Origin of the sequence: Streptomyces sp. KL109B (genome assembly GCF_030766935.1) — a bacterium.
GTDB lineage: Bacteria > Actinomycetota > Actinomycetes > Streptomycetales > Streptomycetaceae > Streptomyces.
In genome coordinates, this window is the sequence record NZ_JASERL010000005.1 from 123,386 (window position 1) to 149,256 (window position 25,871).

Below are 25,871 nucleotides of genomic sequence, written 5' to 3' on the forward strand. Positions count from 1 at the left end.
GCCCTTCGCCGGGGCCGACGATCAGCCGGCCGTGGCCCAGGCCCTCGACACCCGTTTACGCAGCCGTAGCGCCGCCTCCGCGCGGCGGCGGACCGGGGCGCAGTAGGCGGTCGCGATGGGCTGCGTCCCGCGCAGTTCGTCGGCGCTGCGCAGCAGTTCGGCGGCCAGGGCGGGGCGGCCGCGGGCCGCCGCGATGTCCGCGGCGAGTTCGGCGGTGCAGGCGGCGCCCACCGTGTCGTCGTGGGAGAGGTGGCTGTGCAGCGCGCGGCCCGCCTCCTGGGCGGCGACCTCCAGCGGCCCCTGGTCCCAGCGCAGCAGTTCTGCCTGGGCGTGTCCGAGCCAGGCCTCGGCCCACGGGTCGTGCACCCCGACCGCTCCCGACGGGGGCCGCACCAGTTCCTGCGCGGCCTCCGGGTCCCTGCGGACGAGGGCGAGCGCGAGGGCCGCCCGGCACAGGGCGCCGCCGGGACCGAACCCGGGCGCCTCGCCGAGGATCCTCAGCGCCGCCTCGAACGCGTCGGCGGCCTCGCGCACCCGCCCCTGCCGCAGTTCCTCGACGCCCCGCGCGTGCTCCACGAGGCCGAGACAGCGCTCGTCCTCGTCCCGCCGCGCCGCCAACTGCCCGTTCAGCAGCTTGGATTCGGCCTCCGCGCCGTCCCCGCACAGCGAGTCCAGGTATCCGGCGAGCCACCACGCGCGGCCGGGCACCGGGTCCTGGTGCAGGCGCAGCACCCGCCGCAGCGCCGTCCGCCCCTCCTCGGCCCGGCCGCACGCCACCCACAGGAACCACAGGTGCACCACGGTGTCGAGCGCGACGCCCGGTTCGGCCGTCCGCGAGAACGGCCCGGTGCGCGGGTCCATCGCCACCTGGAGGTCGGGCAGTTGGCGCAGCACGAGGGCGCGGGCCTCCCGCTGCCGCCCGCGGCTCCACTGCTCGGCGGCCCGCCGGGCGAGTCGCGCACACCACTCGCGGTGGCGCGGGACGAGGTCCCCGCGCTCCCCTGCCGCCTCCAGGGCGCGCAGACACACCACGCGCATCGGCCCGGTGAGCCGGGTCCGCGGCCGGCCCGCCGGGTCGACGTCGCCGCCCGGGTCGCCCGGTACGAGGGCGAAGGGCGCGATCCCCTCCATCAGGACCGGGATGCGTTCGGCCGGCAACTCCGCGGTGGCGCACACCTCGCGCACCGCGTCCAGGTCGAAGTCGGCCTCGAACACGGCGAGGCGGCTCAGCAGCCGGCGTTCGCCGCGGGTGCTGCGCGCGTAGGCCCGCTCGGCGGCGGCGAGCGCCTGCGACGGGTACGGGTGGCGCTCCACGTCCGCGAGGTCGGCGGGGCCGCGCAGCCGTCGACCGGCGTCCAGGAGCGCGCCGGGCAGCCCGTCCAGGCGGTGCGCGAGCGTGCCCGCGCGGGTGGAGGTCTCCGGGTCGGCCAGGAGCCAGCGGCCCGCCGCACCGGCGAGCAGGTCCATGGCCGCGCTGCCGCGCAGTGGGAGCAGCCGGTGCACGGATTCGCCGCGCAGCCAACTGGGCCGGTCCGAGATGCGCAGAACGGTGAGCCCCGGCACATCCTCCAGGAGCGCGGCCATCACGTCGGTGCCCGCCCCGCCGAGGTGCTCCCAGTCGTCGAGGACGAGCAACGGGCGCGCCCGCAGCCGCCGTCCGGGCCTGACGCCGAGCCGGTGGCGCAGCCGGACCATGACGCCGCCGAGCACGCTCGGGTCGAGCCCGGCCCCCGACTCCCACACCACTTCGCGCCGGCCACGCGCGCGTACCTGCTCGACCGCCTCCCGCGCGAGCCGGGTCCTGCCCGATCCCGAGGGCCCCACCAGGGACACCAGGCGCCAGGACGCCAATCTCGTGAGCAGCGCCGCCAGTTCGCGCTCACGCCCTTTCAACTGTCCTTCACTCACGCCGATCCACACCTTCGCAGCAATCGCGTTTCCGATGGACGATGACTGCGGCGTGTACTTCGATGAGTACTGTGCCACCTGTTTCGCACGTTTCACGTGCGGCTGATGACACATCCGGCGCGCCGCACTACCCATGGTGACGCCGTGGCGAGAACATTCCGGGCGCCTGCGCGGATTCGACAGGGAGACACATGAGAACCGGGGAATCCGCCGTTTCGGAGGCGGATTTGACGCTGATCCACACACTGCAGCTGGCGCCGCGCGCCAGTTGGGCGCAGTTGTCGGAGGAGATAGGCCCGTCCGCGGGCACCCTCGCCAGGCGCTGGGCACGGCTGACGGAGGCGGGCATCGCGTGGAGCGGTGTGTTGCCGGGGGCGGTGCTCGGCGGCGGGCGGACCCTGTGCTCCGCGTGGATCCAGGTGCGCTGCGCGGCCGGCAGCGTCGCGGACACGGCCGCCGAACTGGCCCGCGATCCGGGCACCCTGTGCGTGGTGCATCTCGCGGGCGCCGCCGACCTGTTGGTCTACTACGCCTGCTACGACACCATGGCCCTCGACCGCTTCCTGGGCGAGCGCCTGCACCTGCTGCCCGGCGTCCGGGCCACCCGCGCACACCTCGTGACGCGGATGCACGGCCCGGTCTCCCCGCTCCGCCTCGACCAGCTCGGCCCGGAGAGCCGCCGACGCGTCGCCGCGCTGACCCCGCAGCCCACCCCCGGAGTCCCCAAGCAGGACGGGGTGCCGGACGACACGGACCGCGTGCTGCTGCACGCCCTCGCCGGTGACGCCCGGCTCGGCGCGACGGCACTCGCCAAGTCCTGCGGGCTGAGCGAGACGACGGTGCGCCGCCGCATCGAGCGCCTGGAGACCCGCTCGGGCCTCTACTACACGGTCAAGCTCGCGCCCCGGTACACACCACGCCCGCTGCTCGGCTTCCTCTGCCTCGACGTACCCCCGCAGCAGGTCGCCGAGGCCGCGGCCACCGCGCTGCGTCAGCGCGGCACCCGCAACGTCGCCTCGGTGACGGGCCCGCACAACCTCCTGGTGTGCGCGTGGCTCAGCTCCCCGGCGGGGCTCGCCGAGTACGCGGAGCGCCTGACCCGGGCGCTCCCCTCGATCCGCGTCACCGAGACGACACTGGCCCTGCGCATCCACAAACTGGGCGCCGCCCTCCTGTCCCCGGACGGGACGCGGGACCGGTTCGTGGCGCCCGACCTGTGGCGCACGGGCCCGCACGCCGAGTGAGTCACTACGACTCCGTGTCGCCCGGTTTCCCGTCCGTGTCGCCCGGGTCCACGACCCCTTCGCCCGGGTTCACGACCCCGTCCGACCGGTTCACGTCCGCGTCCGACGGGTTCACGACCCGTGCCAGGAACGAACGGGTGCGCTCGTGGCGGGGGTTGGTCAGTACCTCGTCCGGGCTGCCCTCCTCGACGACCACTCCGCCGTCCATGAACACCACCCGGTCCGCGACCTCACGGGCGAAGCCCATCTCGTGGGTGACGACCATCATCGTCATGCCCTCGTCGGCCAGCGAGCGCATCACGCCGAGCACATCGCCCACCAGCTCCGGGTCGAGCGCGCTGGTCGGCTCGTCGAACAGCATCAGCTCGGGGCCCATCGACAGGGCGCGGGCGATGGCGACGCGCTGCTGCTGCCCGCCCGACAACTGGGCGGGGTAGCTGGTCTCCTTGTCGGCGAGGCCGACGCGTTCGAGGTTGGCGCGCCCCGTCCGCTCCGCCTCCGCGCGGGCGCGCCCCAGGACGCGGCGCTGCGCGATGGTGAGGTTCTCCAGGACGTTCAGGTGCGGGAAGAGGTTGAACTGCTGGAAGACCATGCCGATCCGGCGGCGTACCCGGTCGATGTCGAGGTCCGGGTCGGTGAGGTCGGCGCCCGCCACCACCACCCGCCCCGACGTGGGCTGTTCCAGCAGGTTGGTGCAGCGCAGCAGGGTGGACTTGCCCGACCCGGAGGGGCCGATGACACACACCACCTCGCCCTGCGAGACGGTGAAGTCCACGCCGCGCAGCACCTCCAGGTCGCCGAACGACTTGTGCAGTCCCTGGATCTCGATGGCCGCGCTCATAGGTGTGTCCGTTTCGTGGGTCATGCCGTGCTCACCTGGCCTTCGCGTGCCGCGCTTCGAGGCGGCGTACGAGATAGCCGAGCGGGACGGTGACGAGGAGGTAGCACAGGCCCGCGACGAAGATGGGTGTGCTGTTGGCGCTCTCGCCCGCCAGGTCCCGGCCGAACTTGGTGAGGTCGCGGGTCTCCAGGGAGACACCGAGGAAGAGGACGAGCGAGGAGTCCTTGAACAGCAGGACCAGTTCGTTGGTGAGCGGCGGCACGATCACGCGGAAGGCCTGCGGGATGACGATGGAGCGCATGGCCAGGGCCCGGGACATGCCCAGGGTGCGGGCCGCCTCCATCTGGCCGCGCGGCACGGCCTGGATGCCGGCCCTGATGGTCTCCGCCATGTACGCGGCCGCGACCAGGCCGAGCGCGACGGCCACCTGCCCGTACACACCGCCGGGCAGCGCGGTGCCGGGGAAGGCGAGCGGCACGCCGACGCCGATGAAGATGAAGATCAGCAGGGCGGGCAGGCCGCGGAAGAACTCGATGTAGATCGCGGCGAGCCACCGGTAGGGGCCCACAGAGGAGAGCCGCATCAGGGCGATGACCAGGCCGAGTACGAGCCCGACCACGAACCCGGAGAGGGTGTAGATCACCGTGTTGACCAGCGCGGTGACGATCAGGTCAGGGAACATCTGGCGCGCCACGGACGGGTCGAGGAACTGGTGCTGGAGCTGCCCCCAGTCGGCGAGCGTCGCGACCAGCAGCACGGCGACGACGAGGACCGCGTACTGGACGGCGCGTGTCACCTGCTGCCTGCGTCGCGGCGACATGCGGGGCCGGCTGCCGGGGGCCGCGCCGCCCGAACTTCCGTCCACGGGCGGTGTCTTCACGGTTCTCACTTCGAGGTCACGTCCTTCGGCATCGGGCCGATCCACTTCTCGTACAGCTTCTTGTACGTGCCGTCCCGCTTGGCCTGCGAGAGCGTCTTGTTGATCGCGTCGAGCAGCTTCGGGTTGCCATCCTTCTTCACGGCGAATCCGTACTGCTCGCCGGTGGGAATGGTGGCGACGAGGTCGAACTTGGCGGCGTCGCTCGCGTCCGTCTTGAGCCAGTTCTGGGCCACCGGGTAGTCCTGGATCAGAAGGTCGACCTGGCCGGTGCGCAGCCCGTTCAGCTCGGCGTCCGAGCTCTCGAAGGACACCGAGTCGATGCCCTTGTCGTGCGCCAGGGACTCGCCGGTGGTCGCCGCCTGCGAGCCGAGGGTCAGCCCGTGGCGCTTCACGTCGGCGAGCGTCCTCGCCTCGACCCCCTTGCGGGCGAGAAGCCCCTGGGCAGCGTCGAAGTAGGGGTCGGCGAAGTCGAGGTTCTGCTTGCGCTCGTCGGTGATCGTCATGCCCGCGGCGGCGACGTCGCACAGCCCCGCGTTGAGGTCGGCGCCCGTCTTGATGGTCTCGAAGGACTTGTCGACGATGTCCTGCTTCACCCCGAGCCGCTTCGCCACGAGGTCCATCAGCGAGACGTCGAAGCCGACGACCTTGCCGTCCCGCTCCGACTGGAAGGGCGCGTACGGCAGGTGCGTGCAGGTGGTGAGGCTGCCCCTGTGGACGAGGTGCACGCCGTCCTTGGTCGTGATGGCCTCTGCGCCGTTGCCGCACGAGGTCGTCAGGGCCACGAGGCAGACGGCGGCCGCGAGCGGCACGCGGCGGCGGACAAGGTGTGCGGTTGGTGTCACGGGGCTCCCCGGGGACTCGGAGCGGCGGGCGGTGCGCGGGACGGAACACCCGAGCGCGCCGACTCCGGCGTAGTGGACCCTGCACTGACCTCGGGAAACCTTGGAGATCATGACACCCTGACGCACTCGCGCGACAGGGCCCGCTTAATTTGCCTTTCAAATGCAACATTTATAACCTGCGGCCATGCGGTTGACGCGATTCACGGATCTCTCGCTGCGCGTTCTGATGCGCCTCGCGGTCGAGGAGGGCGAGCTGCCCACCACCCGCGAGGTCGCCGGCGCCATGGAGGTGCCGTACACGCACACCGCGAAGGCCGTCGCCAAGCTCCAGCGGATGGGGTTCGTCGAGGCGCGGCGCGGCCGGGGCGGCGGGCTCGCGCTCACCGCGGCCGGGCGCTCGGCGTCCATCGGCGGTCTCGTACGGGAGCTGGAAGGCCCGGGGGACGTCGTGGACTGCGAGGGGACGACGCCGTGCCCGCTGGCCTCGGCCTGCCGCCTGCGGGGAGCGCTGCGCCAGGCACAGGAGGCGTTCTTCGCCACGCTCGACCCACTCACCCTCGACGACCTCGTCAAGGCCCCCACCGGCCCTTTGTTGGTGACCCTTTCACCCTCCCCGAACACGGGCTGACCCCGGCACCATGAGCACCACGAGCGCCGGGCGCCGCCCACGCCGTTAAATATGAATCTGAGATTCAGATTAAGTTCCCCCTTCGCCCTTCGCCCTTCGCCCTTCGCCAAAGGAGTCCTGCCGATGCTCACCGACCAGTCGGCCGCCGTCGTCCGTGCCACCCTCCCCGCCGTGGGCGCCGCCATCGAGGACATCACCGGCCTCTTCTACGAGAAGCTGTTCGCGGCCCACCCCGAGCTGCTGCGCGACCTGTTCAACCGCGGCAACCAGGCCGCCGGCACACAGCGCCAGGCCCTCGCCGGGTCGATCGCCGCGTTCGCCGGGTACCTCGTGAACCATCCGGACGACCGCCCCGACGTGATGCTGGGCCGCATCGCGCACAAGCACGCGTCGCTCGGTGTGCGCGCCGACCAGTACCCGGTGGTGCGCCGGCACCTCTTCGAGGCGATCGCCGAGGTGCTCGGCGACGCGGTGACACCGGATGTGGCCGCGGCCTGGGACGAGGTGTACTGGCTGATGGCGAACGCCCTCATCACGCTGGAGAAGCGGCTGTACGAGGAGCAGGGCGCGGTCGACGGCGACGTCTGGCGGGAGTGGGAGGTGGTGTCCCGCGCCGACGAGACACCCGACGTCGCCTCCTTCCTGCTGCGCCCGGCCGACGGCGCCCCCGCGCCCGCCTTCAAGGCGGGCCAGTACGTGTCCGTGCAGGTCCAACTCCCGGACGGGGCACGGCAGATACGCCAGTACAGCCTCACCGGAGCCCCTGCGGGGACGACCCGCTCGATCGCGGTGAAGCGGGTCGACGGGGCCGGGGCGACGCCCGACGGCGAGGTGTCGAACCACCTGCACACCCACGTCCGCGCGGGCGACCGGCTGCGGGTCTCGGCGCCGTACGGTGACCTCGTCCTGACGGCGGCCGACGAGACACCTCTGCTGCTCGCCTCCGCCGGCATCGGCTGCACCCCGATCCTCGCCATGCTGGAGGACCTGGTCGCCGCCCGGCACACGGGACCCGTCACCGTCGTGCACGCCGACCGCTCCCCCGCCGCGCACGCGCTGCGCACCGAGCACGCGGCCCTCACCGCCAAACTCTCCGAGGGTGTCCCGTACTTCTGGTACGAGGAGGGGGCTGGGGCCGGTGGGCGCACGGGCCGCGCCGACCTCACGGACGTGCCCGTGGCCCCCGGCACGCGCGCGTACCTGTGCGGACCGCTGCCCTTCATGCGGTCGATGCGCGAGCAGTTGCTGGCCAAGGGTGTGGCCGCGGCCGACATCCACTACGAGGTGTTCGGTCCTGACCTGTGGCTGGCGGCCGCCTAGGGAGTGAGCCGCACGGCCCAGGGGTGGTCCGGTCCGTACGTCGTCGTCAACGCGTCGGCGAGCCACGTCCGTTGCGGGGCGGTGAGGTGCGGCAGTGCCGCGTCGAAGTCCGCCTCGTCCTTGGGCCGCAACCCCTTCGCCTTGTAGTGGAGCTGCACTTCGGGGGCGACCACGGGTGTGCCGTCCTCCGTGGTGAAGCCGAGGGTGTCCAGTGGTCTGCGCAGGCGCGGATCTCGGCGTGAGATCCATGTGTCACCCTCGGTGTCCTCCAGGTCCTCCAGGTCCTCCAGCATGAGCTGGATACGCCAGGGCGCGTCGGCGGTGGGGCGGCACCAGATGTCGTGCACGCCCGCAGGAAGCGTCTCCCCCGGCCGCCACGGGCGCAGGCTGCCGGGCGGGTCCGCCGCCCACAACTCCCAGCCGTCCAGGACCAGATGGGCCACGTGCTGGTCGCGGCGGAGCAGCATGACGTCGATGTCCCCGTGGTCGCGGAACGGCCGTCCCACGGCGAGTTCGATCGCGTACCCGCCGGCCACCCACCAGGGTGCGCCCGCCGTCGCGAACCGGTGGGCGACCTCTCCCACCGACGCGGGCTCCCAGGGCCCGAACGGAGCCTCCAACCGCATGACCTGTGCCTTCCTTCCCGAGACGTGGACACTGCCTTCACCGGCACGAACTCTTCTGACATGGTGACCCACCGGACGATCCGTTCACCCTGCAACCACCCTGCCGAGGAGTAGCCGCGATGAGCCGCCGCACGTCCAGACAACGTATCGCCACCCTGTCCGCCCTGGTCTGCCTCCTGGGCCTGACCGCCGCCGCGCCCGCCGCCCCTTCGGCAGCGGACAGGCCCGCCAAGAAGCAGCCGGTGAGCCTGCTCGACTCGGTGCCCAAGTCCGGGGTGCTGCGCGTGTGCACGACCGGCGACTACAAGCCGTTCACGTACAAGGACCCGAAGGACGGTTCGTACAGCGGCATCGACATCGACATGGCGAAGGACCTGGCCAAGAGCCTGGACGCCAAGGCCCAATGGGTGGACACCACGTGGGCGAACCTGTCGAAGGACCTGTCGGCCGGGAAGTGCGACGTCGCCGTCGGCGGTGTCTCGATCACGCTGCCGCGCGCCCGCCAGGTGTACTTCAGCGAGCCGACCCGCGAGGACGGCAAGACGCCGATCGTGCGGTGCGCGGACAAGGACAAGTACCAGACGCTCAAGGACATCGACCAGGCCGGGACGACGGTCGTCGTCAACCCCGGTGGCACCAATGAGCAGTTCGCCCGCGCGAACATCAAGCAGGCCACCATCAAGGTCCACCCGGACAACCGCACGATCTTCGACGAGATCGTGGCGGGCCGGGCGGACGTGATGATGACCGACGCGAGCGAGACGCTCTACCAGTCCAAGCTCCACCCCGAGCTGTGCTCGGTCCACCCCGACAAGCCGTTCAGCTTCGCCGAGAAGGCGTACGCGACGCCGCGCGGCGACCTCGACTTCAAGAGTTACGTCGACCAGTTCGTGCACCTGGCGACGCACGACGGCACGTACAAGAAGTACGAGGCGGAGTGGCTGAGTTGAGCCCTCGTCAGAGGAGTTAGAGGAGTTGGAGGAGGGTGGGCGTGAGGTCGGGACCCGCTTCGGAACCGGCCTCGTCCGCGCCCTCGTCCGCGCCCTCGTACGCATCCTCGTCGAAGGGGTACAGCGGGCGCTCCACCCGGTGGTGTCCCAGGCGCACCAGGTCCTGGTCGACGCCGCCGGGGGTGAGCGCGAGCAACCAGTCCGCGGCCATGTCGTACAGCTCCGGCTCCAGGTACCCGATCTTGACGACGACCAGGTCGTACGTCCGCGGGTCGATGCCGAGCCCGCCCTTGGCCGGACCGGTGAAGTCGGCGAGCGTGTGGAACGGCTTGCGGCGCTCGACGAGGATCACGGTGAGGCCACCGACGCGTACGGCCGCCATGTCGACACCCCGGTCGTACGCCCCGCCCGCGGCCCCGTCCGGCTGCGCGTCGGCGCGCTGCAACGCCTCGACGGTGCCGGTGAGTTCGTACGGCCCGCCGTGGTTCGCGTCGACCTTGCCGCCGACGGAGAGGGTGACCTCGGCGCCGACGCCGGCCTCGAAGCAGCGGGCCACGGCGGCCGGGTCGGTGATGCCGGGGTGCACGGCGGTGACCCGGCCCTCCCGGATCTCGTCGTTCTCCAGCAGCTTGCCCAGCATGTACGCGAGGTCGCCCGCGCCGCCCGCCGTCGGGTTGTCACCGGAGTCGCTGATGAGGAACGGCCGCTTGTCGGACGCGACCGCCTTCGCGACGCACTCCTCGGCGCCGCCGGTCGGGCCGACGAAGACGAAGTCCTTGCGGGCGTCCCAGTAGCGGCGGGCCAGCGACTCGGCTTCCTGGGCGGCCAGTTCGGCGTCCTCGCCCGTCACCACGATGGCCGCCTTGCAGCGCGGCTCGTCGGCCCACGCGTAGCCGACCCACATGGCGGCGTCGAGGATGCCGTCCTTCTGCTCGATGTCGGCGAGCGAGGCGTAGAGGGACTTGGCGGGTTCCAGGCGGGTGCTGGTCTTCTCGCCGGGGAGGAGGACCGGGACCTGGACCCAGGCGCGGTGCGGGCGGGTGCCTTCGCGCAGGCAGGTCACGAGGTTGCGGGCGGCGCGCTCGCGGGTGTCCCAGGCGTCCTCGTGCGGGGCGAGGCGGTGGGCGGTGAGCAGGTCGACGGGCTCCGCGAAGCGGCGGGACACATTGCCGTGCAGGTCCATGGCCGTGGACATCATGGGTCGCGTGCCGTCGGGAGTTCCTACGTGGTCGAGCGCGGCGCGCACCGCCTCCGTGAGGTCGCCCTCGGCGTCGGTGAGGCCGATGACGCTCATCGCGCCGTGGATGTCGTAGACGAGGCCGTCGAGCGGGCCCGACTCCCGTATGCGCGCGACGAGTTCGTTCTTGAGGATCAGATACGACTCGGCTTCCACGGGGCCGCCGGGCAGCGACGTCGCATGCAGCAGCGGCACCCACTCCACGTGCTCGGCGAGGTCCGAGTCGGCCCGCGTCCACGTGTAGCGGTCGAGGAGGTCCTGGCCGCGCGTCTGCCGGAAGTCTTCGGTGGTGGAGCGGTGCGGGCAGAACGTGGACGACTCGATGCCGATGCCGCCGATGCCGATGCGCAGGCGGCGGCCGGTGATCGGCGGGGTGTTGGCGGTGCTGCTGGTCATGCGTGGGAGCTCTCTTCCTTCGAGTCCTTCGAGTCCTTCGGGTCCCTGGAGTCCTTCGAGTCCTTCGAGTCCCTGGAGTCCTTCGGGTCCTTCGGGTCCTTCGGGTCCTTCGGGTTCTTCTGCGTAGGGACCGTGGTGGACAGGCTGTGGTGCAGCGCCGTGAGGCCCGCGCCGAGCAGGCCCGCGTCGCGGCCCGCCGCCGTCGTCGTGATCTCCAGGTCCGCCGTGGCGAGCGGCAGGCAGCGCTCGTAGAGCACGCCGCGTACGGCGGCGACCAACGGCTCGGCGGTGGCGAGGACGCCTCCGATGGCGACGGCGCGCGGGTTGAAGAAGTTCACGACGACCGAGAGCACGGTGCCGATGTGCCGTCCCGCGGCGCGTACGAGGGTGGTGGCGACGGGGTCGCCGTCGGCGACGAGTTGCAGCAGCTCGGTGGTGTTCGCCACGTCGACGCCCTGCGCGGCGAGTTCGCGGATGAGGGCGGCGCCGCTCGCGACGGTCTCCAGGCAGCCGATGTTCCCGCAGGAGCACGGCCGGTCCCCCGCCGCCTCCACGCGTACGTGGCTGATGTCCCCGGCGCTTCCGTTGGCGCCGTCGTGCGGGCGGCCCGCGACGATGACGCCGCTGCCGATGCCGCGCCCCGCCTTCACGACGACCATGTGGTCCGTGTCGGGGCGGGTGGTGCGGTGTTCGCCGACCGCCATCATCGTGGCGTCGTTGGCGACGGTGACCGGCATGCCGAGCCGCTCGGCGAGGACGTCGCGCAGCGGGTAGCGGTGCCAGCCCGGCATCCGTGAGGGGCTCAGGACGCGGCCGTCCGCCGGGTCGACGGGGCCGGGGAAGGCGACGCCGAGCGCGCGCACGGTCCGCCCCGACTCCCGCTGCCGCTCGGCGAGTTGGGCCACCTGACCGCACAGCCAGTCGACGGCGGACTCGGGTCCCGCGGTGATGTCGTGCGGCAGGTCGACGGCGCCCCGCACCTCCGCGCCGAGGTCGACGGCGCCGAGCCGGGCGTGCCTGCTGCCGAGGTCGGCGGCGAGCGCGACGCCGCCGTGCGCCTTGACGCGGAGCAGCCGGGGCCGGCGCCCGCCGCGCGAGGCACCCTCGCCGGACTCCGTGAGCACGCCCTGCGCCACCAGCTCCTGCACGCGCAGCGAGACGGTGGACGGGGCGAGGCCCAGCTCCCGGACGAGGTCGGCGCGGGAGGAGGCGGCGCCGGACGACACGAGCCGGAGTATGTGCTGGGCCGAACCCGGCTCGCCTTCGTTCGCGGTGTCCGCCATCACGTCCCCCTGGCCACTGGCCTACTGGTCACTTACTTCGGAATGTTCGTTCGATCGCAAGCCGAACACTAACCACGCCCGAACCAAGTCCGCCAGGCCCTCCCGGATTTTGAAGTACTTTCCGAATGAACCTATTGACTTGCTTCGAACGGCCGACTTAGCGTTCGGGCGCCGCCTCGTCGAACCGTCACACGCGGCTGACCCCTGTCCCCTTGGAGGCCCTTCGGCATGCGTTCTCATCGGTCAAAGGCGCCCGCGGCGCTCGCCATCGCGGCGGCGCTCGTGGCGCTCACCGGCTGCACGCACGAGGGCGGCGCCATCGCCATGGGCCCCACCGGCGGCACCCCCGTGAAGGGCGGCACGGCCACCATGGCGCTGCCGCCCGCCGCGACCCCGAACTGGATCTTCCCGATCGGCGCCCCCGGCTACGGCGGCTCCTACAACTACGCGATCCAGTCGCAGCTCTACATGCCCGTGTACGACGCCGTGCAGAAGAAGGGCGAACTGGACACGCAGGGCCCCAGCACGCTGGGCCTGAAGCCGAAGTACAGCGACGGCAACAGGACGGTGACCGTGCCGCTGCGCCAGGGCGTCAAGTGGTCCGACGGCACCGCCGTGACCTCCCGTGACCTGGAGTTCTGGTTCAACCTCGTCAAGGCGAACAAAGCCGACTGGGGCAGCTACTCGGTCGGCACCATGCCAGACAACGTCAAGAAGTTCGAGGCCGTCGACGACCACACCGTACGGCTGCGCCTGAACCGCGCGTACAACCCGGACTGGTTCACCGCGAACCAGCTCTCCTTGATGCGCGCGATGCCCCAGCACGCCTGGGACGCGAAGACCGACGGCGGGAAGATCGGCGACTTCGACCGGACGACGAAGGGCGCCAAGGCGGTCTTCGCGCGGCTCACGCGGCACGCCAAGAAGCTCGGCTCGTACGGCAGCGACCCACTGTGGAAGACGGTCAACGGACCCTGGAAGCTGGCCGGTTGGCGGGACAGCGGGCAGGTGACGCTGGTCCCGAACGAGAAGTACACCGGCCCGAAGTCGGAGCGCCCGCACCTCGACAAGGTCGTCTTCAAGCCGTTCACCACCGCCGACTCCGAGTACAACGTGCTGCGGGCCGGCGGCGTCGACTACGGCTACATCCCGCCGTCGGTGACGGCGCAGAAGAAGAAGTTCGAGGACAAGGGGTACCGCGTCGACCCGTGGGAGGGCTGGGCGGTCACGTACATCGTCTACAACTTCAACTCCACGCACGCGGGCCCGGAGATGAACCAGCTCTACATCCGGCAGGCGATGCAGCACCTCGTCGACCAGAAGGCCATGAGCAAGGTCATCTGGCACGGCAGCGCCACCCCGACGCTCGGCCCGGTGCCGGTCACCCCGAAGAGCCAGTACCTGTCGAAGGACATGGCGCACAACCAGTACCCGTTCTCCGTCTCCAAGGCCAAGTCGCTGCTGTCCGCGCACGGTTGGAAGACGGACGGCGACGGCACGGCGCGCTGCGTGCGGCCCGGCACCGGTGACGACGCGTGCGGAAAGGGCATCGGGAAGAACGACCCGCTGGAACTCACCCTGCTCACCCAGTCCGGTTCCACCGAGACGACGAACATGATGCAGGAGCTCAAGTCCTCGCTGAGCAAGGCCGGCATCGACCTCACGGTGCGTCAGCAGCCGTTGAACTCCGTACTCGGCAACTCCGTTCCGTGCAAGGCGAAGGACTCCGGCTGCGACTGGGACATGTCGTTCTTCGGCACGGCAGGCAGCTGGTACTACCCGCTCAACCCGAGCGGTGAGCAGCTCTTCTCCACCGGCGCCTCATCCAACTTCGGCAACTACAGCGACAAGAAGGCCGACCGCCTCATCCGCGCCGTGCAGCATGCGCCGGACATGAAGCCGATGCACAAGTACGGCGCGTACCTGGCGCAGCAGCTACCGGTGATGTGGATGCCGAACCCCGCGTACCAGGTGTCGGTCATCCGCAACGACCTGCGCGGCATCGAGCAGAACCCGACGGTCACCTTCCAGCCCTCGCACTGGTACTTCGTCAAGAAGGGAGCCGCGAAGTGACCGGCTTTCTGGTCAAGCGTTTCCTTCAGGCGCTCGTCGTCCTGTTCCTCGTCTCGATCATCGTCTTCACTCTCCTGCACCTGCTGCCGGGCGGCCCCGCCCGCGCGATCCTCGGCCCGAAGGGCACCCCGCAGCAGATCGAGCACTTCAACCACCAGCAGGGCTACGACCGTTCGCTGCCGACGCAGTACCTGATGTACCTGAAGCGCCTCGTGTCGGGCGACCTCGGCGAGTCGTACAAGCTCAACTCGCCGGTCATCGACCTGCTCACGCAGCGCCTGCCGAAGACGCTGCTCCTCACCCTCATGTCCACGGTGCTCGCGGTCGTGATCGCAGTGCCGCTGGGCCTGCTCCAGGCGGTGCGGCGCGGCAAGGCGTCGGACTACGCGCTGACGGGGCTCGCGTTCCTGATGTACGCGACGCCCGTGTTCTTCCTCGGCCTCGTCATGATCATCCTGTTCGCGCAGGTGCTGCCGATCTTCCCGGCGGAGGCTCCACAGGGCGAGACGATCGGCCAACTCCTGGGCGACATACCCGGGTTGATCCTTCCCGTCGTCACCATGGCCTTCGGCATCGTCGCCATGTTCAGCCGCTACATGCGCTCGGCGGTCCTCGACAACCTCACCGAGGAATACGTGCGCACGGCCATGGCGAAGGGCCAGTCGAGCCGCCGGATCATGGTGAAGCACGTGCTGCGCAACGCGCTGATCCCGCTCGCCACCCTCCTCGGCCTGTACCTCCCGACCCTGTTCAGCGGCGCCCTCGTCGTCGAGTCGATGTTCAACTACCCCGGTATGGGGCTGCTGTTCTGGAACGCCGCGCAGGGCTCGGACTTCCCCGTACTCCTCGGCGTGACCCTCGTCGTCGGCATCGCGACCGTCCTCGGCTCGCTGCTCACCGACATCCTGTACGCCGTCCTCGACCCGCGGATCCGGAGCGTGTCATGACCACCGCTGCGACGACCTCAGTCATACCCGGGCACGAGGAGGCGGCCCAGGCCACGCCCTCGCTGGCCCGCCGCACCCTGCGCGTGTTCACGGGCAACAAGCTCGCCCTGAGCGGCGTACTCCTCCTCGTCCTGCTCCTGGCCTTCTGCTATCTGGGCCCGCTGATCCACCCGACCGAGCAGGTTCACACCAACCTGTCGCAGGCGAATCTCGCGCCGGGTACGTCGGGACACCTCCTCGGCACCACCGACCTCGGCTACGACATGGTGGGCCGGCTCATGGTCGCCGGGCAGACCTCGCTCGAAATCGGCCTGGCCGCCGGGCTGTTGGCTACGCTGTTCGGCACCGTGTACGGCGCCGTCGCCGGGTACTTCGGCGGCTGGGTCGACGCGGCGATGATGCGGGTCACCGACGCGGCGCTCGCCATCCCGGCGATGTTCCTGCTCGTCGTGGTGGCCGCGATCATCACGCCCAGCAAGGGCATCCTGATCCTCATCATCGCGGGCGTCGCCTGGCTCTCCCCGGCCCGCCTGGTGCGCGGCGAGGCACTGTCGCTGCGCAACCGCGAGTACGTACAGGCGATGCGGATGATGGGCGGTGGCGGCGCCCGCGCGGTCTTCAAGCACATCGTGCCGAACGCGATCGGCACGGTCATCGTCAACTGTACGTTCCAGATCGCCGACGCCATCCTCTACGTCAGCTACCTGGCCTTCCTCGGCCTGTCCATCCCGCCGCCGTCCGCCGACTGGGGCTCGATGCTGTCCGCCGGCATCACCTACACGCAGAACGGCTACTGGTGGCTGATCTTCCCGCCGGGCATCGCGATCGTCCTGGTCGTCGCCGCGTTCAACTTCATCGGCGACGGGCTGCGCGACGCGTTCGAAGTACGGCTGCGCAAGTGACGTACGGATCAATGGACCTGAACGGCGAGAAGGGCCGCACCACGACCATGACGACTCCCCTGCTCCGCGTCGAGGACCTCCGGGTCGACATCGCGACGCGCGACCGCACCGTGCACGCCCTCGACGGTGTCTCCCTCGACCTGGCGGCCGGCGAAGCGCTCGGCATCGTCGGCGAGTCCGGCTGCGGAAAGACCATGACCGCCCTGTCGGTCCTCGGCCTGCTGCCGGCCGGCGGCGAGGTGACCGGCGGCCGGATCCTCTTCGACGGCCAGGACCTGGCGGCGGCGCCCGCCCCCGTCCTCCAGGACGTGCGCGGGAACACCATCGGCATGGTCTTCCAGGACCCGCTGACCTCCCTCAACCCGACGATGACGATCGGCGCGCAGGTGGCGGAGCCGCTGCTGCTGCACCGTGATGTGTCGAAGAAGGAGGCGTGGGCGCGCGCCGAGGAGACACTGCGCCTGGTCGGCATGCCGCAGCCCGCCGAGCGCATGAAGGCGTATCCGCACCAGCTGTCCGGCGGCATGCGCCAGCGCGTCGCCATCGCGATGGCGCTGGTCTGCGAGCCGAAGCTGCTGATCGCTGACGAGCCGACGACGGCGCTCGACGTGACGACACAGCACCAGATCCTGGAGCTCATCGACGATCTGCGCGAGCGGCTCGGCATGGCGATGATCCTGGTCACGCACGACCTCGGTGTCATCGCCAACCGGGTCGACCGGGTGGCCGTCATGTACGCGGGTCAGGTGGCCGAACAGTCCGATGTACGGGGCCTGTTCGCGCGCCCGAGGCACCGTTACACGGAGGCGCTGTTCGCGGCGCTGCCCGAGCGCGCGGCGGACAACGAGACGCAGCTGCACACGATCCCCGGCCTGCCGCCGAGCCTGACGGTGCGGCCCACGGGCTGCCGGTTCGCGCCGCGCTGCACGTTCGCGACGGAGGACTGCCGGACACTCGAACCCTTCCTGGAGGAGGACGAGACGCAGGGCGCGGAGCACCGGTTCGCGTGCTTCCACCCGGTGCCGCACGAGGCGGACGCGGTGGCCGCCGACGAGGTGATCGCGCCGCCCGTGATCCCGGAGCAGTCGCCCCCGGGCGAAGACGTGCTCGTCGAACTCGACGCGCTGGTCAAGGAGTTCCCGCTCAAGGGCGGCCCGTTCTCGCGCAGTCGCGGCACGGTGAGCGCGGTCGGCGGGGTGTCGCTGAGCATCCGCAAGGGCGAGACGTTCGGCATGGTCGGCGAGTCCGGCTGCGGGAAGACGACGCTGGGCCGGATCGTCGCGGGCCTGGAGGAGCCGACGGCGGGTTCCGTACGTTTCGGGGGCCGGGACCGCGCTTCGCTGTCGCGCGCGGAGCGGCGCGCGCACCGCCGCGACGTCCAACTCATGTTCCAGGACTCGACGGCGGCGATGGACCCGCGGATGCGGGTCGGCGAGATCCTGCGCGAACCGCTCGTCATCCAGGGCGTCGGCGACAAGGCCGAGCAGGAGAAGCTGATCGGCGAACTCCTCGACGCGGTGGGTCTGCCGCGCGGCGCGGTGCACCGCTACCCGCACGAGTTCTCCGGCGGCCAGCGCCAACGCCTCGGCCTGGCAAGGGCGTTGACGCTCTCGCCCGACCTGGTGGTGGCGGACGAGCCGGTGTCGGCGCTCGACGTCTCGGTGCAGGCGCAGATCCTGAACCTGATGCGGGAACTGCAACGCGAGCGCGGCCTCACGTACTTGTTCATCTCGCACGACCTGGCGGTGGTCCGCTACCTCGCGGACACGGTCGGCGTGATGTACCTGGGCAAGCTGGTGGAGGTGGGCCCGGCGGAGCAGGTCTACAACCATCCGCTGCACCCGTACACGCGCGGCCTGCTCGACACGGTGAACACCCCGGACCCCGAGGCGGCGGCCGTCGGAACCCCGCTCTCCGGGGAGACCCCTTCGGCGGCGAAGCCCCCGTCGGGCTGCCGGTTCCGTACGCGGTGCCCGATCGCGCGGGACGTGTGCGCGACGACGGAGCCGCCCGTGTCGACGCCGGACTCGGCGGGTCACCGGGTGGCGTGCCACTTCCCGCTGGCCGTGCCGACACCGGCCTGACCTGGGGCGACGGCCGGTGCGAGGGCCATTGTCAGTGGTGGGGTGCAGACTGACGGATACCTGGAGACAACGACGTTTCGGAAGGTATCGGCATGACTGACGTATTGCTGGCAGTGGGCACCCGCAAAGGGCTCTTCCTGGGCCGCAAGCGCGGCGGCGGCTCGGGCTCCGGCGGGTTCGAGTTCGACGAGAGTCCGTACTTCAACGCGCAGGCGGTGTACTCGGTCGCCATCGACACCCGCGGGGAGCGACCACGGCTCCTCGCGGGCGGCGACAGCGCGCACTACGGTCCGTCCGTCTTCCACTCGGACGACCTGGGCCGCTCGTGGACCGAGCCGTCCAAACCCGCCGTCAAGTTCCCTGAATTCACCGGGACTTCACTGGAGCGGGTGTGGCAGCTGCACCCCGCGGCCGCCGAACCCGACGTGGTGTACGCGGGCACGGAACCGGCGGCGCTGTACCGCTCGGAGGACCGCGGCGAGACGTTCGAACTGTGCCGCCCCCTGTGGGAGCACCCGACGCGCTCGCAGTGGGTACCGGGCGGCGGCGGAGAGGGCCTGCACACGATCCTGACGGACGAGCGGGACCCACGCGCGGTGACGGTGGCCGTGTCCACGGCCGGGGTGTTCCGCACGGCGGACGGCGGGGAGAGCTGGGACCCTGCGAACAACGGAGTGGCGGCCGTGTTCCTGCCCGACCCGAACCCCGAGTTCGGCCAGTGCGTGCACAAGGTGACGCGGGACGCGGCCGACCCGGACCGCCTGTACCTGCAGAACCACTGGGGCGTGTACCGCAGCGACGACGGCGGCGGGAAGTGGCAGGACATCGGCGAGGGCCTCCCGTCCACGTTCGGCTTCGCCGCCGCCGCGCACCCGCACCGCGGTGACACGGCGTACATCTTCCCGATCACGGCGGACATCGACCGCGTCCCCGCCGACCACCGCTGTCGCGTCTACCGCACCCAGGACGCCGGCGGCACGTGGGAGCCGCTGACCCGGGGGCTCCCGGAGGAGGACCACTACGGCACGGTGCTGCGTGACGCCCTGTGCACGGACGACAACGACCCGGCGGGCGTCTACTTCGGCAACCGGAACGGCGAGGTGTACGGCTCCGCCGACGACGGAGACACATGGGAGCAGTTGGCGGAGCATCTGCCGGACGTGCTGTGCGTGCGGGCGGCGGTGGTGGGATGACACGAGCTCACGCGGCCGGGACGGTCCGGAAGGGGCGCCGTGCACCGCCCTTACCACGACAGGAGGTTGCCGGCAGCCGGTTGAGGCGGGAGGCAGGTGCGGCAGTAGGGTGACGCCCGTGGCACCACGACCTCTGCACGAAATCGTCGAAGCGGGCTGGGCGAAGGCCCTTGAGCCCGTGGCCGGACAGATCTCCGCGATGGGGGAATTCCTCCGCGCGGAGATCAACGCCGGACGCACCTACCTCCCGGCGGGCGCCAACGTGCTGCGCGCCTTTCAGCAACCGTTCGACGACGTGCGGGTGTTGATCGTCGGGCAGGATCCGTATCCGACCCCCGGGCACGCCGTGGGACTGTCGTTCTCCGTCGCTCCCGACGTACGCCCGCTGCCGCCCAGCCTCATCAACATCTACCGGGAGCTGAACACCGACCTGGGCCTCCCGCAGCCCTCGAACGGCGACCTCACTCCGTGGACCGAGCAGGGCGTGCTGCTGCTCAACAGGTCGCTCACGGTGGCCCCGCGCCGCCCGGCCTCGCATCGCGACAAGGGCTGGGAGCAGGTCACCGAGCAGGCGATCCGCGCCCTCGCCGCGCGCGGCACGCCGCTGGTGTCGATCCTGTGGGGCCGCGACGCGAGGAACCTGCGGCCGCTGCTCAGCGCCTACCCCGCGGTCGAGTCGCCGCACCCCTCCCCCATGTCGGCGGACCGCGGCTTCTTCGGCTCGCGCCCGTTCAGCCGCGCCAACGAACTCCTCGACCGCCAAGGCGCGCGGCCCATCGACTGGCGGCTGCCGTGACGCTCGCCGCCACCGAGTGGGTACTCGGGGTGGACTCGGGCGGCTCGGGGTTGCGGGTCGCGCTGGCACCGGACGACGGATTCGAGCGCGCCCTGACGACGGCGTCGACGATTCCCGTACGCACATCGGCGACCGGTATCGACCCGGCCCACATGATGGAGCAACTCCTGCCGATGGCGCGGGAGTTGCTGGCCAAGGCGGGGGAACCCGCGGTCTCCGCCCTCGCGTTGGGGGCTGCCGGGATGGCCACGCTCGGCGACGGACTGCGGGCCGAGCTGCCGGGGGCGCTCGCGCGTGAACTGGGCGTGGGGCGGCTCGCGTTGGCGGCCGACGGTGTCACCGCGTACGCCGGTGCGCTCGGGCAGCGGCCCGGTGCGGTGGTCGCCGCGGGCACCGGGATGATCGCCCTCGGCACCGACCTCGCGGGCTGGCGGCGGGCCGACGGGTGGGGGCACCTGCTCGGCGACTGCGGAGGCGGCGCGTGGATCGGGCGGGCCGGGCTCGACGCCGCGATGCGCGCCTTCGACGGGCGGCGCGGCGGAAGCACGACGCTGCTCGCGCTCGCCGAGGAACGGTTCGGCCCCGCGGTCGAACTGCCGGGCCACATCTACCCGCGCACCGACCGCCCGGCGGCGCTCGCCGCGTTCGCGCCCGACGTGGCGCGCTGCTCGGGGGACGACCCGGTGGCGGCGGGCATCCTGCGAGCGGCGGCGGCGCACATCGCGGAGGCCGCCGCGGCGGTCTGCCCGACGGACGGCGGTGACGTCGCGCTGACCGGCGGCCTGTTCAAGATGGGTGAGCCGCTGCTCGGGCCGCTGCGCGAGGAACTGGCCGGGCTGCTCCCGTCCGCCGAAGCCGTGCCCGCCACCGGCGACCCCCTGCACGGCTCCCTCGTGATCGCCGCCGCCCTCGCCGCTGACGGGCTCCGGCTGCCGCACGATCCGCGCCTCCTGCACGTGCCGTTTCCACGTGTGCCGTAATTCACTTTCATTGTCGTGCACACCCCTCCGGACCAGGACACTCGCAGAATTTGTCACTGAAAGGACAATCACGGACGGATACCGCTCACCTGCACCCTGACCGAGCAACGAAGCCGGTCGAGCCAGTAGCATGCGGCGCCATGAGCACCCCCACTGGGCCCGCATCCGGCCTGCCCGTACGAATGCCGCGACCCCGACAGCCCGGACGCCACCGTCGTCCGGAACCCGTGGCCGCCCCCGAGGGCGCGCCGTCCCTTGTGCTCGCGGTGCCCGGCACGCCCAGCGCCGCCACGCGCATGCTCGCCGACGAGGTCGTGAGCATCGCCCGTTCCGAGCTGCCCGGCCTGGACGCGCGGGTCGGGTTCGTGGAGGGCGAGCTCACCGACTTCCCGATCTCGGCGGAGTTCCCCTCCCTCGCGTCCGTCCTCGCGCACGCCGCGAAGGAGCGCACCGCCCGCTACGAGCAGGCGCTCGCCGCCGGCGTCGAGGCCCAGGAGCCCGCCGGGCCCGTCGGCGTCGTCGTGCCGCTGCTCGCGGGCCCCGACAACGCCCAGCTGCGGCAGATCCGGCAGGCCATCGCCGACAGCCGGGTCGCCGCCGAACTGACCGACGTACTCGGCCCGCACCCGCTGCTCGCGGAGGCGCTGCACGTGCGGCTCTCGGAGGCCGGGCTCGCCCGCGCCGACCGCGCCCGCCTGTTCGCCGTGACCACGGCAGCGGACGGCATCATCCTCGCCTCGATAGGCGGCGAGGAGGCGGTACAGGCCGCCGGGATCACCGGGATGCTGCTCGCCGCGCGGCTCGCCGTGCCGGTGATGGCCGCGGCGCTCGACCAGGAAGGGGCGGTGGCCGCCACCGCCGAGCAGCTGCGCGGCTCCGGTTCGCAGCAGTTGGCGCTCGCGCCGTACCTGGTCGGGCCCGAGCTCGATCCGACCGTGCTCGAGGCTGCCGCCAAGGATGCGGGGTGTGCGATCGCGGAGCCGCTCGGGGCGTATCCGGCGATGGGGAAGCTGGCGCTCGCCAAGTACACGGCGGCGTTGGGGATTACGCCCCAGCCGGTTGCCTCCGGCGGTTGAGCGGTGGGGGGTCGGGGCTCGGGGCGGTGTCCCGGGCCCCTTTGTGTTTTACGGCTCGCCCTGCGGGCTCGATCGTCGCCCTTCGGGCTCGTCCTCAATCGCCGGACGGGCTTGATAGTGCGTGGCTGGCTTGAGAGGGCGTGGATCGCCGGAGGCCTGGTGCGTTGGGGTGGTTGAAAGGGTGACGAGGGTGGGGTGGGGCCATTAGCGTCGGTGTATGAGTCTGAGTCTCGATGACGCGTTGGTGACGGAACAGCTGGCTTACTACCGGGCGCGGGCGCCCGAGTACGACCGGTCGTACGTGGAGCGGGCGGATTTGCGGGAGTTGTTGCGGGTCAGTGCGGAGTGGCCCGTGGGTGGGGACGTGTTGGAGCTGGCTTGCGGGACCGGGCAGTGGACCGCGCTGCTGGCGGAGCGGGCGGCGTCCGTGACGGCCGTCGACGCGTCGGACGAGGTGCTGGCGCTCGCGCGGGAGCGGGCCGCGGGGCCCAACGTCGAGTTCGTGCGGGCCGATGTGTTCGAGTGGCGGCCGGAGCGGCGCTACGACACCGTCTTCTTCGGGTTCTGGCTTTCGCACGTGCCGCCGGCCCGGATGCCGGGGTTCTGGAACACCGTCGCCGCCGCGCTCGCGCCCGGCGGCAAGGTGGTCTTCGTCGACGACGGCCCGACCGAGGTCGTGAACGAGGTCGTGCTGGCGGACGAGTCCGCCCCCGCAGCGCTGCGGGAGTTGGCGGACGGCAGCCGGTACCGCATCGTGAAGGTGTTCCACGAAGCCGAGGCGTTGACCGCGGACCTCGCCGCGCTGGGGTGGGCCGTGGACGTGCGGACCGCGGCGGAGAGCTTCATCGTGGGTGTGGCCGAACCGGCCGTGTAGAGGCCTTGTCGGTCAGCCGAAGACCACGCAGGACGGGGCCGGGAGCGGGGCGCTGCCGCCGCGTACGGGGACGCCCGACTCGCGGTCGACGGTGAACCATGTCACGTCGCCCGAGCGCTCGTTGGCGGCGTACAGGAAGCGGCCCGAAGGGTCGAGGGCCAGGTCACGGGGCCAGGCGCCACCGCAGGGCACGGTGCCGTGGAGGGTGGGTTCCTCGCCGGTCGGGTCGAGGGTGAACAGGGAGATCAGGTCGGCGCCGCGCGTCGCCGTCCACAGGAAGCGGCCGTCGGGGGCGACGACGAGCGCGGAGGGGTACGCGTCGCCGGTCGACGTCGTGTCGGCCGTCAGGACGGGGATCTCCAGGAGCGGCTTCAGGGTGCCGATGGTGGCGTCCCAGGCGCAGACCGTGAGGGTCGGGGCGAGTTCGTTGAGTACGTACGCGACCGAGCCCGACGGGTGGAAGGCCAGGTGGCGGGGGCCCGAGCCGGGGCGCAGGGCCGTCTCGTGGTGCGGGAGGAGGCCGCTGTCGGCGCCGGGGGCCTTCGCGTACGTGCGGACGGAGTCGGTGCCCAGGTCGACGGCGAGCGCCCAGTTCCCGCTCGGGTCCGGCAGGACCTGGTGGGCGTGCGGGGACTGCTGGCGCTGCGGGTGCGGTCCCCCGCCGGTGTGCTGGTGGACCTCGGTCGCGGCGGCGTCCGGGATGCCGTCGGCGCGCAGCCGGACCGAACTGACGCTGCCCGAGCCGTAGTTGGCGGTGAGGACGCGGTCGCCCCAGACGGACAGGTGGGTGGGGCTCGCGCCGTCCACCGGGGCGGGCGGCGCGGCGAGCGCGAGCGGGGCCGAGGGTTCGGTGCGGAACGCGGCCACCGCCCCGTCCTCCGTCTCGCTCACCGCGTACAACAGGCCGTCGGCGAGCGTCAGATACGAGGGGTCGGGCAGCTCGTCCGTGGCGTCGAGGAGGGTGAGCGAGCCGTCCTTCGGGTCGAGTGCCGCGGTCACGATGCCGCGGCCGCCCGCCGCCGTGAACGATCCGATGTACGCGCGCCCTGCCTCTGCCCGGCTCCCGGCCACTGCTTCCCCTTTCGGCGTGCGGGGCCAGTGACCCTGGCTCCCGTGCCGCCGACGGTAGCAGCGGGTCGCGTCAGAGCAGGTTCCGCCAGGGCCTGGTGGGCGGCGTCGGGGCGGCTTCCTCGCCGCGGGCGCGGGCGTGGGCGTCGGGGTGGTGGACGTACGTGGGGGTGCTCGGCCCGTCCTCGTACGTGCGGTGGAAGACGGGGGTGGTGGAGCCGGAGAGCGGGGGCACGATCCACGACCAGTCGGCGCCGACGGCGCGGCCGCGGGACTCCTCGCGGGCGAGGTGGGTGAGGAAGCGCCGCGACTCGGTGTGGTGGTCGGTCATGGTGACGCCGGCGCTGTCGAAGGAGTGCAGGACGGAGCGGTTCAGCTCGACGAGGGCGCGGTCCTTCCAGAGCGAGCGGTCGGTGGAGGTGTCGAGGCCGAGGCGGTCGGCGAGGTAGGGCAGGAGGTTGTAGCGGTCGCTGTCGGCGAGGTTGCGGGCGCCGATCTCGGTGCCCATGTACCAGCCGTTGAAGGGGGCGGCGCCGTAGCAGACGCCGCCGATCTCCAGGCACATGTTGGCGAGCGCGGGCACCGCGTGCCAGCGCAGGCCGAGCCCGGACCACCAGTCGAACTCCGGGTGGTGGAGGTCGACTTCGAGGACGGCGTCGGCCGGCAGCTCGAAGGGGCGGGGTGGCCGGTGCTGGTCCTGTTGGATCAGCAGCGGCAGTACGTCGAAGGGGCTGCCGGCGCCGCCGCGCCAGCCCAGGCGGCGGGCGTACGCGGTGAGTCCGGCGCCGCGCGGGTCGCCGATGATGTGGCCGTCGCGCTGTACGTAACCGGCGTAGCGGATGAGCTGTTCGTTCCAGATCCGGGGCCCGGGGCGGCCGGGGTGGTCGGGGGCGAAGACGGTGATGAGCGGTCGGATCCGGCCGCCGGGCGCCGCCTCCCGCAGGTGCTCGGCGCAGGCGTCGGCGAGTGCCTCGGCGGTGGTGAGGTGGCGCAGGTCGCGTACGTGCAGGGACTGCCAGTAGAGGCGTCCTATGCAACGGTTGGCGTTGCGCCAGGCGACGCGGGCGCCGAAGACGAGTTCCTGCGGGGTGTGGGTGTACGTCCCCGTGGCCGCGAGCTCGGCGTCCACCTCGGCGAGGCGGGGGGCCGGGTCGCCGAGGTCCTGCTCCGCGTGGTGCTGGCGGATGAACGCGGCGGCGGTGTGGGCGACTTCGGCGGAGTGGTGGGGTGGGGCGGGGGCGTGGACCGTGGCCCGGTCCGGGGCGAGCGCGAGCCAACCGGCCGCTTCCTCGCGCAGGTTGCGGTTGCCTCGCATGGTGCGCCCCCAGCGGTTCGGTGTCCACACCGCTGCGAGACAACCACATGTCCGTCCCGGTGGGTGGCGGGTTACGGGGGCGCGGCGAACTGTTCAAGGGCGCGCGGCGCGTCGCCGCGCGCCCCGCTGCGGCGGGGCGTGTGCCGCGCAGGGGGTGCGCTGTGCCGTGACCGACACCCGTCGTCGTTCCTATTGCGCGGCACCGTGCGCCGCCTTGCCCACCCTGCCGCCCAAGGCGGCAGATGGCCCAAGGCGGGTGCGGCCCACCGCCACGGGTGGGGAGCCGGGGGTGGCACCCCGTCGGGCCGACGCCCCCGGAGGGGGCGGGTGGGTGGGAGATGGGGCCGGGCGACCATCCGGGCGCGCGACGGCCGTTCAAGCCCCTGCGGCGATTGAGCAGCGGGGTCC

The 25,871-nt window shown here is 71.8% G+C and carries 22 protein-coding genes; 13 read left to right on the forward strand and 9 right to left on the reverse strand.

The window, feature by feature from the left end; all coding sequences use genetic code 11:
• Positions 1 to 21: 21 nt before the first annotated feature.
• Positions 22 to 1,908 carry a hypothetical protein gene (locus RBJ65_RS18710; protein WP_306317327.1) on the reverse strand — a complete coding sequence of 629 codons (1,887 nt, stop codon included), beginning with the start codon at positions 1,906 to 1,908 and terminating at the stop codon, positions 22 to 24.
• A gap of 191 nt (positions 1,909 to 2,099) precedes the next feature.
• Here RBJ65_RS18710 and RBJ65_RS18715 point away from each other — a divergent pair, with 191 nt between their 5' ends.
• The gene (locus tag RBJ65_RS18715; RefSeq protein ID WP_306317328.1) at positions 2,100 to 3,152 is read left to right on the forward strand and encodes an Lrp/AsnC family transcriptional regulator; all 1,053 of its coding nucleotides are present in this window, start codon (positions 2,100 to 2,102) and stop codon (positions 3,150 to 3,152) included.
• A gap of 4 nt (positions 3,153 to 3,156) precedes the next feature.
• Here the strand turns inward: RBJ65_RS18715 and RBJ65_RS18720 are convergent, their stop codons facing one another.
• From RBJ65_RS18720 to RBJ65_RS18730, 3 genes are all read right to left on the reverse strand, one after another.
• Positions 3,157 to 4,017 (reverse strand): amino acid ABC transporter ATP-binding protein, encoded by an 861-nt coding sequence (locus tag RBJ65_RS18720; RefSeq protein WP_306317329.1) that lies wholly within the window; start codon positions 4,015 to 4,017, stop codon positions 3,157 to 3,159.
• Between the two features lie 7 nt (positions 4,018 to 4,024).
• Complete coding sequence (locus RBJ65_RS18725; protein WP_306317624.1) at positions 4,025 to 4,813, reverse strand: amino acid ABC transporter permease; 789 nt, start codon at positions 4,811 to 4,813, stop codon at positions 4,025 to 4,027.
• Positions 4,814 to 4,878: 65 nt separating this feature from the next.
• Entirely contained in the window at positions 4,879 to 5,715 is an 837-nt protein-coding gene (locus RBJ65_RS18730) for a transporter substrate-binding domain-containing protein (RefSeq protein WP_372341200.1), read from the reverse strand.
• A 184-nt stretch (positions 5,716 to 5,899) separates the two neighbouring features.
• Between RBJ65_RS18730 and RBJ65_RS18735 the strand changes: the two genes are divergently transcribed.
• Together RBJ65_RS18735 and RBJ65_RS18740 are read left to right on the forward strand one after the other, a co-directional pair.
• A complete protein-coding gene (locus tag RBJ65_RS18735) occupies positions 5,900 to 6,343 on the forward strand; it encodes an Rrf2 family transcriptional regulator (RefSeq protein ID WP_306317330.1) in 444 nt (147 codons plus the stop codon).
• 123 nt (positions 6,344 to 6,466) lie between these two features.
• Positions 6,467 to 7,663, forward strand: coding sequence for a globin domain-containing protein (locus RBJ65_RS18740; RefSeq protein WP_306317331.1), 1,197 nt, complete (start codon positions 6,467 to 6,469; stop codon positions 7,661 to 7,663).
• Here RBJ65_RS18740 and RBJ65_RS18745 read toward each other — a convergent pair.
• Positions 7,660 to 8,289 carry a nucleotidyltransferase domain-containing protein gene (locus RBJ65_RS18745; protein WP_306317332.1) on the reverse strand — a complete coding sequence of 210 codons (630 nt, stop codon included), beginning with the start codon at positions 8,287 to 8,289 and terminating at the stop codon, positions 7,660 to 7,662. The genes RBJ65_RS18740 and RBJ65_RS18745 overlap by 4 nt on opposite strands.
• Before the next feature lie 119 nt (positions 8,290 to 8,408).
• Here RBJ65_RS18745 and RBJ65_RS18750 point away from each other — a divergent pair, with 119 nt between their 5' ends.
• Positions 8,409 to 9,239 (forward strand): transporter substrate-binding domain-containing protein, encoded by an 831-nt coding sequence (locus tag RBJ65_RS18750; RefSeq protein WP_306317333.1) that lies wholly within the window; start codon positions 8,409 to 8,411, stop codon positions 9,237 to 9,239.
• 16 nt (positions 9,240 to 9,255) lie between these two features.
• Here the strand turns inward: RBJ65_RS18750 and RBJ65_RS18755 are convergent, their stop codons facing one another.
• Both RBJ65_RS18755 and RBJ65_RS18760 read right to left on the reverse strand, forming a co-directional pair.
• On the reverse strand, positions 9,256 to 10,872 hold the full coding sequence (locus tag RBJ65_RS18755; RefSeq protein ID WP_306317334.1) for a M81 family metallopeptidase: 1,617 nt from the start codon (positions 10,870 to 10,872) through the stop codon (positions 9,256 to 9,258).
• Positions 10,869 to 12,155: an ROK family transcriptional regulator gene (locus tag RBJ65_RS18760; RefSeq protein ID WP_306317335.1), complete on the reverse strand. Its 1,287-nt coding sequence runs from the start codon at positions 12,153 to 12,155 to the stop codon at positions 10,869 to 10,871. Before RBJ65_RS18760 ends, RBJ65_RS18755 begins: the two co-directional genes overlap by 4 nt.
• Before the next feature lie 228 nt (positions 12,156 to 12,383).
• Between RBJ65_RS18760 and RBJ65_RS18765 the strand changes: the two genes are divergently transcribed.
• The 9 genes from RBJ65_RS18765 (at position 12,384) to RBJ65_RS18805 (ending at position 23,080) form a co-directional block, all read left to right on the forward strand.
• Positions 12,384 to 14,228, forward strand: a complete 1,845-nt coding sequence (locus RBJ65_RS18765; RefSeq protein ID WP_306317336.1) for a peptide ABC transporter substrate-binding protein — start codon at positions 12,384 to 12,386, stop codon at positions 14,226 to 14,228.
• Positions 14,225 to 15,175: an ABC transporter permease gene (locus RBJ65_RS18770; protein WP_306317337.1), complete on the forward strand. Its 951-nt coding sequence runs from the start codon at positions 14,225 to 14,227 to the stop codon at positions 15,173 to 15,175. Before RBJ65_RS18765 ends, RBJ65_RS18770 begins: the two co-directional genes overlap by 4 nt.
• Complete coding sequence (locus RBJ65_RS18775; protein ID WP_306317338.1) at positions 15,172 to 16,077, forward strand: ABC transporter permease; 906 nt, start codon at positions 15,172 to 15,174, stop codon at positions 16,075 to 16,077. The genes RBJ65_RS18770 and RBJ65_RS18775 overlap by 4 nt, the downstream gene beginning before the upstream one ends.
• A 47-nt stretch (positions 16,078 to 16,124) precedes the next feature.
• A complete protein-coding gene (locus RBJ65_RS18780; protein ID WP_372341208.1) occupies positions 16,125 to 18,161 on the forward strand; it encodes a dipeptide ABC transporter ATP-binding protein in 2,037 nt (678 codons plus the stop codon).
• Positions 18,162 to 18,253: 92 nt separating this feature from the next.
• Complete coding sequence (locus RBJ65_RS18785) at positions 18,254 to 19,354, forward strand: exo-alpha-sialidase (RefSeq protein WP_306317340.1); 1,101 nt, start codon at positions 18,254 to 18,256, stop codon at positions 19,352 to 19,354.
• Positions 19,355 to 19,472: 118 nt separating this feature from the next.
• The gene (locus tag RBJ65_RS18790) at positions 19,473 to 20,150 is read left to right on the forward strand and encodes a uracil-DNA glycosylase (RefSeq protein WP_306317341.1); all 678 of its coding nucleotides are present in this window, start codon (positions 19,473 to 19,475) and stop codon (positions 20,148 to 20,150) included.
• Positions 20,147 to 21,130, forward strand: a complete 984-nt coding sequence (locus RBJ65_RS18795; RefSeq protein WP_306317342.1) for an N-acetylglucosamine kinase — start codon at positions 20,147 to 20,149, stop codon at positions 21,128 to 21,130. Before RBJ65_RS18790 ends, RBJ65_RS18795 begins: the two co-directional genes overlap by 4 nt.
• 140 nt (positions 21,131 to 21,270) lie before the next feature.
• The gene (locus RBJ65_RS18800) at positions 21,271 to 22,206 is read left to right on the forward strand and encodes a sirohydrochlorin chelatase (RefSeq protein WP_306317343.1); all 936 of its coding nucleotides are present in this window, start codon (positions 21,271 to 21,273) and stop codon (positions 22,204 to 22,206) included.
• Positions 22,207 to 22,423: 217 nt separating this feature from the next.
• Positions 22,424 to 23,080 carry a trans-aconitate 2-methyltransferase gene (locus RBJ65_RS18805; RefSeq protein WP_306317344.1) on the forward strand — a complete coding sequence of 219 codons (657 nt, stop codon included), beginning with the start codon at positions 22,424 to 22,426 and terminating at the stop codon, positions 23,078 to 23,080.
• A 12-nt stretch (positions 23,081 to 23,092) separates the two neighbouring features.
• Here RBJ65_RS18805 and RBJ65_RS18810 read toward each other — a convergent pair whose 3' ends face one another.
• Both RBJ65_RS18810 and RBJ65_RS18815 read right to left on the reverse strand, forming a co-directional pair.
• Complete coding sequence (locus tag RBJ65_RS18810) at positions 23,093 to 24,151, reverse strand: lactonase family protein (protein WP_306317345.1); 1,059 nt, start codon at positions 24,149 to 24,151, stop codon at positions 23,093 to 23,095.
• Positions 24,152 to 24,221: 70 nt separating this feature from the next.
• Positions 24,222 to 25,463: a nitric oxide synthase oxygenase gene (locus tag RBJ65_RS18815; RefSeq protein ID WP_306317346.1), complete on the reverse strand. Its 1,242-nt coding sequence runs from the start codon at positions 25,461 to 25,463 to the stop codon at positions 24,222 to 24,224.
• Positions 25,464 to 25,871: the final 408 nt, after the last annotated feature.